Origin of the sequence: Flavobacterium taihuense, from assembly GCF_019351435.1 — a bacterium.
In the GTDB taxonomy this organism is placed as follows: domain Bacteria; phylum Bacteroidota; class Bacteroidia; order Flavobacteriales; family Flavobacteriaceae; genus Flavobacterium; species Flavobacterium taihuense.
Map to the genome: position 1 here is coordinate 18,182 of NZ_JAHWYN010000008.1, position 13,414 is coordinate 31,595.

Consider the following 13,414-nt stretch of genomic DNA (forward strand, 5'->3'; position numbering starts at 1 on the left):
TCAAATTATATAAAAATTTAAATCTAGAATCAAAAGCTCTATTAAGATTTAAATTTCTCCTGATAATTGTTACTTTTTTTGTACAATTATTTCAATAACAAATTGCGAATACAAAAATTATTCAATAAATTCGCAAAAATTTTTATATGAAAAAACTTAGAATTACTCTTTTGCTGACAATCTTATTGTCATTGTTTTTATTTATTTCTTGCACTAGTGACAACGAACCAATTGATCAAGCAATCCCAACTGTAGATCCTGTTACTCCCGCAGAAACCATTGGGCTTCCAATAATAACAACAAAAGCATCATTTACAGATGAACTTACATCTAGCCCTAAATTAGGAGGCACAATAACATCCGATGGTGGATCACCTATAACCGCAAGTGGTATCGTTTGGAGTACCACAACAAACCCAACAATTGCAAATTCCAAAACTAATGACAATACAAGTGTTGGAAACTTTACTTCCACAATGACAGGATTAAGTCCAAAAACTACCTATTATGTTAGAGCTTATGCCACTAACAGCAAAGGAACTTCCTACGGAATCGAAAGAACAATAACAACAATAGATTCAACTATAGATAATGCTCTAGCATTAATGACAGCAAATATTGATAACGTACAATACAATGTAATGAGACCTTATTTATATGCTTTTACTGGAAATGATGTAAATGTTCAAAATGATGGCGGTGCAATAGGTGACCCAAGATTTCTATGGATCCAAGGTGATACTTCAGACAATCTTGACACTCTCATAGAAATAAACTTGCATATCCCAAATGACAAGTGGACACCAGGCACATATACTTTGTATGAAAGAGAAGATCTATCAACTACTGCCGAATGTCAAGCGCATTTAATTTTAAATGATGGCAACTTCTCTATGATTACCTCTGGGACATTGACAGTTACCGAATTTAATCTAACCACCAAAAGAATAAAGGGTACATTTTCATTCACTTATAGTAAATCAGAAACACCCGGTGATTTCAAAGTTACCAATGGAACTTTTAATTATGCATTGGATGATTCCTATTTTGATTAAATAGTATTCTAAAATAAATTAAATCCGTCTATTTTGGCGGATTTTTTTTTACTATTGAGTAACAATTGGGATACATAAAAATCCTTGCAGCTAATTTTGTAAAAACAGTAGAACTTCCTGCATCTTTCTTTAGTCAGAAACTCAACTTTTTCCAATGCAAATCAAAAAAAATCATTTTGGGTTAGAAATCTTGGAATATTTATAAGAACTTTGCACGCTTTTTGCAAATACACAAGCAACCAGCTTTTAGAAATTATAAATTGATCATCCACAGATGAAGAAGAAAATAGAAATATTAGCGCCCGCAAAAGATTTAATTCACGGTATCGCTGCCATTAACAGTGGTGCCGATGCCGTTTATGTTGGAGCTCCCCAATTTGGTGCCCGTTCGAATGCCACCAACTCTATTGAAGATGTTGCTGCCTTGGTACAATATGCCCATTTATACCATGTACCCGTTTTTGTGGTTTTGAACACCATTCTTTACGATAACGAATTAGAAACCTGCCGTCAGCTAATTTGGAAATTATATGATATTGGTGTCGATGCTCTGATTATTCAGGACATGGCCATCATGGAAATGGACTTACCCCCTATCATTTTGCACGCCAGCACACAAGCCAACAATAGAGATGCCGAAAAAATGAAATTCTTGGCCGATGCCGGAATCAAACGCGTCGTTTTGGCTCGTGAATTGAACTTGCATCAAATCAAGGAAATCAGCAACGCAACTGATGTGGAACTGGAATTCTTTGTAACTGGAGCTTTATGTGTTTCTTTCAGCGGTAACTGTTATATGAGTGTTGCCAATGGAGAACGTAGCGCTAATCGTGGTTCTTGTGCTCAAAACTGTCGTTTGCCCTACAATCTAATTGACGGTCATGGAGAAACGTTAATCAAAAGTACCCACTTACTTTCTATCAAAGATTTTGATGTTTCAAACGAGATTCCAAATTTGGTGGAAGCTGGCGTTTGTTCATTCAAAATCGAAGGTCGTTTGAAAGATATTGTCTACGTAAAAAACAACGTTTCTTACCTTAGACAAAAACTGGATGCTTTCTTGGAAGAAAATGATAAATATACCAAAGCCTCTTCAGGAAAATGTACTTATACTTTTGATTCAGTTTTGAATCGTACTTTCAACCGTGGTTATACTGATTATTTTGTAAATGAACGTCACGCTACAATTGGTTCTTGGGAAAGTCCAAAATCAAAAGGGCAATACATTGGTAAATTAATCCGAACCGTTGGAAATGCCTATGAAATTGAAAACGGACACGTATTGAACAATGGTGATGGTTTGTGCTACATCAATGAAAATAACGAAGCCGACGGTATTTACGTAAATAAAGTCGAAAATGGACTTGCCTATCCTAACGTTTTGAAAGAATTAAAAGAAGGTACTTTCATTTACAGAAACAATGATGCCGCTTTTATTAAAATTGTGGAACGTGAGGACAGTGCAGTTCGAAAAATAAGCACTTCTTTATTATTGTTCGAAAACGAAACTGGTTTTGAACTGCTTGCCACCGATGAAGATGGTAATACAAGTTCTGTCAATTTGATTCATCCAAAAGAACAAACCAAAAACAATCAATCCATCGAGGAAAACATCAAAACGCAATTGGCCAAAACTGGTTTTACTCCTTATACGGCTGATGAAATAACGATTCAGTTTTCTGATAATTGGTTTTTACCTATTTCGAAAATCAATGAAATGCGCAGAACCGTTTACGAACAATTATCGGAAACTCGTTTGAAAAACTACAAACGAGAAGAACGTAAAATCGAAAAGACATCTCACCCTTATCCTGAAACCAAATTGGATTTCATGTACAATGTTTCCAATAAATTGGCGCGTAAATTTTATGAGCGACATGGCGTAACCGAAATTGAAAAAGCATTTGAACTGCAATGGGATCCAGGGAAATCTCGAGTAATGACCACCAAATATTGTATTAAATACGAATTGGCCAAATGCCCAAAGTACCATAAAGACACTATGGAAACCAAACTAAAAGAACCTTTGGTATTGAAACAAGGCGAATTGGAATACAAACTGAAATTCAACTGCAAGCCTTGTGAAATGGAAATTTGGGAAAAAGACGCGGAATTTGAAATTGAAGAAGATTAAAACACTAATTTTCGTCTTTTTAGATATAATCATAAACTACAAAATAAAGTTCCCTTTATTTTGTAGTTTTTTTTTGGACTCATTTTGAATTCCGTTCTAAAAAGCAAACTCTAATTCAGAAGCGTATTACTAAAAATCCTAAATTTGTAAAAACCAATAAATCAAATCATGAAAAATCTGTTAACTCCCCTATTCATTATAGCATTTGTATTGATTTCCTGCAAAAACGAAGCTGAAAACCAAACACCTAAAGTAGTTGTTCCATTTTATCAAGTTGCCAATCAGCAACAAAATCAAACGTTAACAACTCCACAACCAAACCAAGGTCAAAGTCTATACCCAGCAGCATCTGCTCAAAATACTACAACTCCTGTACAAACAACTGCTCCAGTAAAAGTTGCCAAGGGAATGAATCCTTCTCATGGTCAACCAGGTCACCGTTGTGACATTCCTGTAGGAGCTCCTTTGAACTCCCCTATAGCTGCTAATTCCACAACGTCACAAGTTGTCTCAAATTCGGGTCAATCTGTGACTACAACAACTGTACCGACTGCAAAGGGTATGAATCCTCCTCACGGCCAGCCTGGACACCGTTGTGACATTCCTGTAGGAGCACCGTTAAATTCTCCTGTCGCTGCTAATAAACCAGCAACTCCACAAGCAGTTCCAAATTATATTGTTTCTCCACCTTCAACAAATGAAACTCCACCTTCAACACCTGCAGAAACAACTGTACCTGGGCAATAAATTTTAATTGGGCGTGTCCCTTCGTCTCGTCCCAAAAGACGAGACTGCGGGTCGTGCTGTACGTTCCCGCTTTTTTTTAATCCCAAAAGAGGGATAAAAAAAAGAGCTCCACTACCATCACTCACGCAAAACAAGATCATCAGTATATAATTGATTCTTTTTATAAACAAAGAACATCCGAAAAAAAATCAAAAACGTATACCTAATTTAAACAGCTAAAAACCAAATCAGTAAATACTTTTTTCTTAACTTTATAAAACAAAAAATCAGATTCTACTTATACAATATCTGTATAACCTATTTTGATTTCTTGTTTTACAAAAGTTTGTATTAATTTTTAAATAGTATAAAAATGAAAAAAGTATTGTTCTTGACAGGTGATTTCACCGAAGATTATGAAACTATGGTTCCATTCCAGATGTTGGAAATGGTAGGCTATACCGTACACGCCGTTTGTCCCGACAAAAAAAAGGGAGATACCATAAAAACAGCTATCCATGATTTTGAAGGGGACCAAACTTATACCGAAAAACCAGGACACAACTTCACATTAAACTATAGTTTTAATGACGTAAAAGTATCTGATTATGACGGATTGGTCATTGCTGGAGGAAGAGCTCCCGAATATTTGAGATTGAACGAAAAAGTACTTGAAATAACAAAGCATTTTTTTACAACCAATAAACCAGTTGCAGCTATTTGTCATGGTATCCAAATTTTAACAGCAGCAGGCGTTGTAAAAGGACGAAAATTAACTGCTTATCCGGCCGTTGGTCCAGAAGTGACATTAGCAGGTGGAATCTTCCAATCCATTCCTGTAGATGGAGCCTTTGTTGATGGAAATCTAGTTACCTCGCCGGCATGGCCAGCACATCCAAGTTTTATAAGAGAATTTCTGAAAATTATGGGAACCAAAATTGAAATTTAATTTCACATCAAAGTAAGGCGCTAACTTAAAGTTTGGATTTAAATAATACTATTCAAGAACTACAACCTAAGCTAATTTTGTTGTAGTTTTTTTTTACCTTTGAAAATCAATACCTTTTTATACAGATAGAAGATTTCAATTAATTTTATGATTACAACAGCAACACTAGAAGATGTACTTTCTTTAGAAAAATTAATCAATTCTGCCTATCGCGGAGAAACCTCAAAACAAGGCTGGACAACGGAAGCAAACCTTTTATCTGGAAAAAGAATTACTTTAGATGAACTAGAACAAATTATTAAAAATAAAAATAATACTATTTTAAAATACACAAAAAACAATCAAATCATCGGATCTGTTTTACTGGTCAATAAAAAATCTAAACTTTATTTGGGAATGCTGACTGTTTCACCCGAATTGCAAAATAGTGGTATTGGAAAAATATTACTAAAAGAAGCCGAAGTTCATGCTTTTTCTTTGGGTTTGCCCAAAATTGTTATGACCGTGATCTCAATTAGGAAAGAATTAATCGAATGGTACAAACGTCATGGCTATGAGGACACGGGAATAAGAGAGCCATTTCTACTCAATGATACCGACGCAATCATTTCCAAAGAACCATTGGAATTTATTGTGCTTGAAAAAATACTTTAACTCTTTTATATCTAATGATTATTATTTTATAAATTAGTAAAAAAAATATCATTTATGAAAACATTAGACCAATGGTTTGAAGAATATGCAGTAAGCCACCAAAATCCAAAAAATAAGGCTATACATTACATCTGTGTTCCTGCAATTTTCTTTTCTGTATTGGGTTTATTAATGAGTATTCCGAGTGGTTTTTTGAATTCTATTTTTCATTTAAACCAACCTATCATTGAAAACTGGGGATTTGTAGCTTTACTATTTGTTTCTATATTTTACATCAGATTGTCTGTGTCTATGGCTATCAAGATTATCATCTTCTCTTTTCTTTGCTTGATCCTAAATCATTACATCGGACAGTTCGTTCCTCTTTGGGCTTTCTCGATTGGAGTTTTTGTTATCGCTTGGATTGGCCAATTTTATGGACATAATCTTGAAGGCAAAAAACCTTCGTTTCTAAAAGACATACAATTCTTGATGATTGGACCAGCTTGGGTTGTCCAAAACTTATTTTCTAAAAAACAATAGATTTGTAATTTTTTTTGTTCATTATACTCCTACAGTAAAAAAAGTATTACTTTTATTAAAAGCAATATTAAATATCTCTTTCAAAATTGTATTATTTTTTTTAAGAAACTATTTTCTAGCTTTTGTTTTTATTGAATAATAATGATTAAAAATTAAACTCAATGAAGTCATCAAACAGTGAACCTTCAGGCACCTATATTCAGGAAGTAAATGCCTTTCCAAATTCAGCTGTAGCAGTTCCTACGGCTGTACCAGCATTTATTGGTTATACACCACAAGCAATATACGAAGAAAAATCATATACAAATATTCCAGTAAGGATCACATCCTTTTCGGACTTTCAAACCTTTTTTTGTTTACCAGACACTCCGAGTCCTGCGAGTCCTACTAAACAATACAGTCCTGAATATTACTTAGTACAACAAAATAGCCAACCCACAAAAGGAGATTCTATTTTGATTGGCGAATCCTACTATTCAATTGTTCCAGATCCCAATACTATCTATTATTTGTACAATAGTGTAAAGCTTTTTTATGAAAATGGCGGTGGTGATGCCTACATAGTTTCTGTTGGTTCATACGGCCCTCCTTCCAAAAAACCGATGGCCCCTGGTACTCCAATTGTTAATCCAAATGTACAACTCAATGACTTATTGTCTGGTCTTGCTTTATTATTAAATGAACCAGAACCTACAATGTACATTTGTCCAGAATCTACCTTGCTAAGCATTGAAAACAATGCGACACTCATGCAAAGCATGCTCCTTCAATCTACAAATATGCAAACAGCAATGTGTGTTTTTGATGTCATTGGAGGCAATGATCCCGATCCAATTTTATACACAGAAGACATTTCAAATTTCAGAATGAATACGGGGTCGATTGGCCTGAATTATGGCATGGCTTATTATCCTTTTATTGGAACCACGACAATGCAAATTCAAGACATTGATTACACGAACTTATTTGGTGGAGATACTAAACAATTGGGATCAATCATTAATCCAGCGAGTGCTCCCAACCCAAATGTTGCCAAAATTATTGCCAATATTCAAAATCCAGAGAGTGGTTTCACTGTTTCCCAAAATAATAATGCGCTAATAATTGCGAGTCCAATCTATTCGCAAATCATAAAACAAGTATTAAGTATCGCCAATATACTTCCTCCTAGTGGAGCTATGGCAGGAGTAATTACAACAACTGACAATCAAGTTGGACCTTGGCAGGCACCGGCGAACATCTCTATCATTGGAGCAGCTTCATTGCCTATTTGCATTTCAGAAAACCAACAAGCCAACTTAAATGTAGATGCCGTTTCAGGTAAATCCATAAATGCTATTCGACTATTCAATGGACTTGGCATTTTGGTTTGGGGATCCAGAACTCTGGATGGAAATAGTCAAGACTGGAGGTATATCCCTGTACGAAGAACAATGATTTTTATAGAACAGTCCTGTAAATTGGCCGCTCAGGCTTATGTTTTTCAGCCTAATGACAAAAATACTTGGGAAGCCGTAAAAACTATGATTGGAAGTTTTTTGATTTCAATTTGGAAGCAAGGCGGACTACAAGGTGCCAGTCCATCCGATGCATTTTCGGTAGAATGTGGTTTGGGATCAACAATGACTGCTGAGGATATTCTTAACGGATTTATGAATATTACCGTAAAAGTAGCAGTTGTTCATCCAGCCGAATTCATTGTCTTAACATTCCAACAACAAATGGCAATCCCCAGTTAATTAACTAATAAGCTAATTTTAATTTAAAAAATAAATAATATGGCAACAGATGATGGTAGCATAGAAGGCGCAACATGGCCAATGCCAAAATTTAGATTTGAAGTTGACTTAGGTACAGAACTTACAAAAGTAGCCTTTCAGGAAGTATCTGGAATGGATGTAGAAAACCAAATAATAGAATATCGAAGTACTAATAGTCCTTTATTTTCTGTAGAAAAAATGCCGGGCATTACCAAATACGGAAATATTACTATGAAGCGAGGCATCTTTGTGAATGACAATACTTTTTGGGATTGGCATCAGCAAATTGTAATGAATACAATCAAAAGAAGAACGATTGTAATAAAATTGTTGGATGAAAGTGGAAATATAACAATGCAATGGACATTAAACAACGCGTGGCCCACTAAAATTAGCAGCACCGATTTAAAATCAGATGGAAATGAAGTAGCCGTTGACACTATAGAAATTGCACACGAACAATTAATTGTTTCAAATGGATAATATAATCAAGGAAGCTCTTTTAATTCCAGCTTTTAACAATATCAAAAATGTCTAACTTTTTTATTTTAAAAAAATGAGCAATTCAACAATACTACCTGGTGGAGAAATTGTCACCTTTTCTATAAAAATTAACGGAATTGCAATACCTGATGTACTGTCTGTGTTGTCTGTACATATTGAAAAAAAAGTAAACCGAATTCCAATTGCCAAAATAGTAATTCTGGATGGCGAAGCCAATTCTGGAACATTTGATGCCAGCTCATCAGCTACATTTCTGCCTGGTGCCACAATTAGTATTGAAGCAGGATATGATTCAAAAAATGAATTGATTTTTAAAGGAATAATTACAAGCCAATCAATTCGTATTGACAGTTTAGTTGGTTCAGCATTAGAAGTTGAATGTCGAGATCCTGCAGTTAAAATGATTGTGGGTCGAAAAAGCATTACCTACAACAATAAAAAAGACAGTGAAATTATTTCATCTATTATCGGAAGTTATTCGGGCTTAACTTCGGAAGTTTCGACCACTACAACTACATGGCCCGAACAAGTTCAATATTATGTAACCGATTGGGACTATATTTTGGCTCTTGCCGAAGCAAATGGATTAATTGTAACCACAATAAACGGGAAAGTTGCTGTTAATGCACCAGACAGCAATACATCATCTGTTTTGAAAGTCTCTTATGGGGATGGCCTGATGGAATTTAATGCAAAACTGAATTCCATTACTCAACTTGAAAATGTAACTTCTAATTCTTGGGATTTTAAAAATCAAGCAATATTAAATGGTCAAGCCACTCCAAATGAAGCTGGAGCTGGCAATCTATCTACAAAAAAACTATCCGAAGTCATTGGTCTTTCTGCCTATCAATTGCAAACCTCAGCACCATTAGAAACCACAGATTTAAACAATTGGTCCAAGGCACAAATAGCAAAAAGCGAATATTCTAAAATAATAGGCGAAGCCAAATTTCAAGGTGCGAGTTTAATTGACCCTGGTAAATATATGACCTTTACTGGGCTGGGAGATCGTTTTAATGGAGATTACCTCATCTCTGGCGTGATTCATGAACTATCAGAAGGTAATTGGCTTTCGACAGTAAATCTTGGTCTTTCTCCAAATTGGTTTACAGAAGAACCTGATGTGATGGCTCCACCAGCATCTGGACTTTTGCCTGGAGCTAGAGGTCTTTTGAACGGAACAGTCAAACAACTATTTGGCGATCCTGATTCCCAATATAGAATTCTAGTAGATGTTCCCGTATTTGATACTAACGGAGCGGGTATTTGGGCTAGACTTTCCAATTTTTATTCCACTAGTGGAGCTGGAGTATTTTTTTTACCCGAAGTGGGTGATGAAGTTATACTTGGCTTTTTAAATGAAGATCCTCGTTTTCCTGTAATATTGGGAAGTTTGTACAGTAATTCGAAAATAAAACCTTTTACTGGATTAGAACCCAATGAAAAAAATTCAATAAAAGCCATCGTTTCCAAATCTGGAATTTCAATTGAATTTGATGATAAAAATAAAATTTGGACAGTAGCAACGCCCAATAAAAACAACATAATTATTAGCGACAAAGACCAACAAATTACCATTAAGGATCAAAACCAAAATAGCATTGTAATGTCCAATAGCGGCATCGATATGTCTAGTCCAAAAAGCATAAACATTTCAGCCCAGGAGAAAGTAACCATCAAAGGCTCTCAAGGAATTGAAATTGAATCCAATGGCGGTGATGTTGAAACGAAAGGAATTAACATAAAAGAAACCGCAACTATGCAACATACCGCTAATGGCGGAACAATAGCCCAAGTATCTGCAGGAATGGAATTAACGCTGAAAGGCGCAATGGTAATGATAAACTAAACGATATGCCAGCAGCAGCAAGACTTACAGATTTTCACGAATGCCCAATGGTAACTCCAGGTTTACCACCTATTCCGCATGTCGGTGGTCCAATCATTGGTCCCGGTGAACCAACTGTCCTAATTGGAGGTTTACCTGCAGCTCGAGTTGGAGACATGCTAGTATGTGTAGGCTCCCCAGATACTATTATAAAAGGTTCTTCAACGGTACTAATTAACGGAATGCCAGCAGCAAGAATGGGAGATGAAACTGCTCACGGTGGATTAATTGTGCTAGGAGCATTAAATGTTATGATTGGTGGATAAATAACGTGTTTTTAGCAAAATAACAGACTTATATAATACTGTTAAGATTCACTCTTCGTTTTATACTTTTTTTGATTTCAAATAAAAAAAGACAAACTGCACCAGCGCTAATTGGTAAAATCCAATCCATAATTTGTAATGGAGATGTGTGAAAATAGAGATTTAAAAGGGGAAGATAAACAATGAGCATTATACAGATAATAGAAAATACGAATGACAACAGTAGATTTCGGTTTGAAAGCAAATATCTTCCCAAAACATTTTCATCGGTTCGTCTAGAAAGAATATTAACAAACTGACCAAAAATTATAGAAACAAATGTAATCGTAATTGCTTTTTCATAATTACCAATACCAGTTGTATTAATAAAAAAAGAATAAAGAAACGCTCCATAAGCGGCAATCCCCATTACAATACCCGAAAAGAAGATTCCTCTCATCGCATTCTTTGTCAATATTTTCTCTTTTGGATTTCGAGGAGGGGTTTGCATGATATTTTTTTCCGGAGGGTCGTAGGTAAGCATCGTTAATGGAAGTAATTCACCCACCAAATCGATTAATAAAATCTGTACTGCCAAGATAGGAGTTGCTACTCCTAAGAAAGAACCAACAAATCCGAATAACACACATGTAAGCTCTGCCATATTACAGGCGAGATTTGCTTTAATTGTCTTTTCAAAATTTCGAAAAATGATTCTACCCTCTTTAACAGCAATTACAATAGTCGCAAAATTATCATCCAATAAAATCATATTAGCCGCTTCCTGTGCTACTTTTGATCCATTTTTTCCCATGGCAACACCAATATCGGCACGTTTCAAACTCAAGGTATCATTGACACCATCGCCTGTAACGGCAACTATTTCACCTAATCTCATCAGTAAATCAACAATTCGGAGTTTATCATCTGGTGAAACTCTTGAAAATAGCAGCGCTCTTTTTTGAAAAACAGTTTTCAAATCATCATCACTCATCGTTTGAAGAGCAGTAGAATTAATTACAGTTGGAAATTCATTGCCTTCATTCATCAAGCCTATATTCTTGGCAATAGCTTTGGCTGTTATTTCATTGTCACCGGTTATCATAAACACTTTCATATGAGCTTTAAAAACAGATTCAATAGCCTCTTTTACTCCTTCATTTGGAGGATCAAACATAGTAACAAACCCAGCAAAAGTCAAATCTTGTTCTACCTCATCAATGGAATAATCATTTTTTAATTCAAGATCTTTGAAAGCTATAGCGATCACCCGCAATGCGTTTTGAGAAAAGACCGTAGCCATTGAAAAAATTTGCTTTTTGTTATCTGCAGTTAATTCATCTATTTTCCCATTTGTTATTATTTTTGTTGATGCCTCTAAAACAGATTCTATCGATCCTTTAACTATCGAAATAATCTTGTCGTTATGCTTCCGAATAATAGTGGCTCTTTTGCGAAAGGAATCAAATCGAAATGCTTTTACATAAGGATAATCTTTTTCTATTTCTTCCAATGTGTATCCTGCTTTCATTGTAAGTGTTGCAAACGAAGCTTCGGTTGGATCACCAATACAGTACCATGAAGAATGATACTTATCCGGTGGACTTATTTTTCCTGTTGAGGATAGAAATCCCGAAAGAAAAAATATTTTTAAATCTCCCAAAGACTCTTTGTTCAATATCTTGCCTTCTTCGTTCAAAATATTACCTAAAGGTTCATAACCCAAACCTGAAACCGAAAAAGATTCCCCATTAAAATAACATCCTGTAATAGTCATTTCGTTTTTGGTAATTGTTCCCGTTTTATCTGATGCAATAACTGTTGCAGAACCCAGCGTTTGTGCCGATGCCATTTTTTTTACAATCGCTTTTCTTTTGGCCAATCGTCCCACAGCCAAAGCAAGCGACATCGAAATTTGTGCAGGCAATCCTTCGGGAACCATAGCTGCTGCTACACTGATAGAAAAGACTAGTGCCAGAACAAGCGAATCGTGCAAGAGCAATCGTATTCCAAAAAGAAAAGCGGCAATAATTAGTGTGACAACAGTTAATTTCTTCGCTACATCCGCAATCTCAATTTGTATGGGAGCATCTGCAATTTTTATTTTTTGAGATGAAGTGCTAATTTTCCCAATCTCAGTTTGTATTCCTGTGGCATATACAATTCCCATAGCTTCTCCCCGTGCAACGGTAGTCCCCATGAAGATGCAATTTTTTATATCGGCTATGGTAAGTGTTTTGTCTGTACTAAATAAATAATCTTTATTCGACGGCAATGATTCACCTGTAAGAATAAATTCGTTTGTGGAGAAATCTTTGGAGTCAATCAAACGGATGTCCGCTGGGATTCCGTCACCTTCACTTAACTTAACAAGATCACCAGGAACAAGATCATCCGCAAAAATTTCGATTGTACTCCCTTCTCGTATAACAATACATTTATTTGCAACTAGTGTTTTGAGTGATGCCAATATGTTTTCGGCTTTCCATTCTTGGTAGAAGCCAATTAATGCATTCAAAACAACTATCATCAAAAGGATTACTCCATCGCGTTCTTCTCCCAAAAAGAAAGATACTAAAGAAGCAACAATTAAAATCAATACTAGTGGACTTGCGAATTGAACGAAAAGCATTTTCAAAACATTTCTGCTTCTGGAAGCTTTTAAAACATTCGTACCATACTTATTTCTGGCCAACTGTATTGCCTTTTCATCAAGTCCTGATTTGGTATTAGCATTGAATTGTGCAATAATATCATCAATATTTTGATTGTAGAAATTCATACGCTAAACATTTATTTTTTAAAAACTGAATTAACAAAAAAACGCATTACTAAACACCCTGTAAATTACTAAAAATTAAAACATTAAGCACATAAATTATAGCAAAACAAAAGATTATGTAACGCTTTTAGTTTCCATCCTATTTCTCAAATAAATCATTAATAAAAAATACAAATAGCTAAAAACCAAATA

General features: G+C 35.2%; 11 protein-coding genes. 10 read left to right on the top strand and 1 reads right to left on the bottom strand.

The annotated features are described in order from the left end of the window. The first annotated feature begins 146 nt into the window (after nt 1–146). The 10 genes from KZH69_RS10515 (at nt 147) to KZH69_RS10560 (ending at nt 10,461) form a co-directional block, all read left to right on the top strand. A complete protein-coding gene (locus tag KZH69_RS10515; protein ID WP_219317401.1) occupies nt 147–1,055 on the top strand; it encodes a hypothetical protein in 909 nt (302 codons plus the stop codon). A 274-nt stretch (nt 1,056–1,329) separates the two neighbouring features. Beyond that, complete coding sequence (locus KZH69_RS10520; protein ID WP_219317402.1) at nt 1,330–3,189, top strand: peptidase U32 family protein; 1,860 nt, start codon at nt 1,330–1,332, stop codon at nt 3,187–3,189. Between the two features lie 168 nt (nt 3,190–3,357). Next, the gene (locus tag KZH69_RS10525) at nt 3,358–3,936 is read left to right on the top strand and encodes a hypothetical protein (RefSeq protein ID WP_219317403.1); all 579 of its coding nucleotides are present in this window, start codon (nt 3,358–3,360) and stop codon (nt 3,934–3,936) included. A 352-nt stretch (nt 3,937–4,288) separates the two neighbouring features. After that, on the top strand, nt 4,289–4,864 hold the full coding sequence (locus KZH69_RS10530; protein WP_219317404.1) for a DJ-1/PfpI family protein: 576 nt from the start codon (nt 4,289–4,291) through the stop codon (nt 4,862–4,864). Nucleotides 4,865–5,011: 147 nt separating this feature from the next. Further along, complete coding sequence (locus KZH69_RS10535) at nt 5,012–5,518, top strand: GNAT family N-acetyltransferase (RefSeq protein WP_219317405.1); 507 nt, start codon at nt 5,012–5,014, stop codon at nt 5,516–5,518. Nucleotides 5,519–5,572: 54 nt separating this feature from the next. After that, nucleotides 5,573–6,040 carry an Mpo1 family 2-hydroxy fatty acid dioxygenase gene (locus tag KZH69_RS10540; RefSeq protein ID WP_219317406.1) on the top strand — a complete coding sequence of 156 codons (468 nt, stop codon included), beginning with the start codon at nt 5,573–5,575 and terminating at the stop codon, nt 6,038–6,040. 161 nt (nt 6,041–6,201) lie between these two features. Then, nucleotides 6,202–7,779 (top strand): phage tail sheath family protein, encoded by a 1,578-nt coding sequence (locus KZH69_RS10545; protein ID WP_219317407.1) that lies wholly within the window; start codon nt 6,202–6,204, stop codon nt 7,777–7,779. 39 nt (nt 7,780–7,818) lie between these two features. Next, a complete protein-coding gene (locus KZH69_RS10550; RefSeq protein WP_219317408.1) occupies nt 7,819–8,283 on the top strand; it encodes a phage tail protein in 465 nt (154 codons plus the stop codon). A gap of 73 nt (nt 8,284–8,356) precedes the next feature. Continuing rightward, the gene (gene vgrG, locus KZH69_RS10555) at nt 8,357–10,156 is read left to right on the top strand and encodes a type VI secretion system tip protein VgrG (protein ID WP_219317409.1); all 1,800 of its coding nucleotides are present in this window, start codon (nt 8,357–8,359) and stop codon (nt 10,154–10,156) included. Between the two features lie 5 nt (nt 10,157–10,161). After that, on the top strand, nt 10,162–10,461 hold the full coding sequence (locus tag KZH69_RS10560; protein ID WP_219317410.1) for a PAAR domain-containing protein: 300 nt from the start codon (nt 10,162–10,164) through the stop codon (nt 10,459–10,461). Between the two features lie 28 nt (nt 10,462–10,489). Here KZH69_RS10560 and KZH69_RS10565 read toward each other — a convergent pair whose 3' ends face one another. Continuing rightward, complete coding sequence (locus tag KZH69_RS10565) at nt 10,490–13,222, bottom strand: cation-translocating P-type ATPase (RefSeq protein ID WP_219317411.1); 2,733 nt, start codon at nt 13,220–13,222, stop codon at nt 10,490–10,492. Nucleotides 13,223–13,414 lie beyond the last annotated feature (192 nt).

Excerpts from the sequence above, each read along its gene's own strand:
- KZH69_RS10515 (WP_219317401.1), top strand. The coding sequence starts at position 147 with ATGAAAAAACTTAGAATTACTCTTTTGCTGACAATCTTATTGTCATTG.
- KZH69_RS10520 (WP_219317402.1), top strand. The coding sequence starts at position 1,330 with ATGAAGAAGAAAATAGAAATATTAGCGCCCGCAAAAGATTTAATTCAC.
- KZH69_RS10525 (WP_219317403.1), top strand. The coding sequence starts at position 3,358 with ATGAAAAATCTGTTAACTCCCCTATTCATTATAGCATTTGTATTGATT.
- KZH69_RS10530 (WP_219317404.1), top strand. The coding sequence starts at position 4,289 with ATGAAAAAAGTATTGTTCTTGACAGGTGATTTCACCGAAGATTATGAA.
- KZH69_RS10535 (WP_219317405.1), top strand. The coding sequence starts at position 5,012 with ATGATTACAACAGCAACACTAGAAGATGTACTTTCTTTAGAAAAATTA.
- KZH69_RS10540 (WP_219317406.1), top strand. The coding sequence starts at position 5,573 with ATGAAAACATTAGACCAATGGTTTGAAGAATATGCAGTAAGCCACCAA.
- KZH69_RS10545 (WP_219317407.1), top strand. The coding sequence starts at position 6,202 with ATGAAGTCATCAAACAGTGAACCTTCAGGCACCTATATTCAGGAAGTA.
- KZH69_RS10550 (WP_219317408.1), top strand. The coding sequence starts at position 7,819 with ATGGCAACAGATGATGGTAGCATAGAAGGCGCAACATGGCCAATGCCA.
- vgrG (WP_219317409.1), top strand. The coding sequence starts at position 8,357 with ATGAGCAATTCAACAATACTACCTGGTGGAGAAATTGTCACCTTTTCT.
- KZH69_RS10560 (WP_219317410.1), top strand. The coding sequence starts at position 10,162 with ATGCCAGCAGCAGCAAGACTTACAGATTTTCACGAATGCCCAATGGTA.
- KZH69_RS10565 (WP_219317411.1), bottom strand. The coding sequence starts at position 13,222 with ATGAATTTCTACAATCAAAATATTGATGATATTATTGCACAATTCAAT.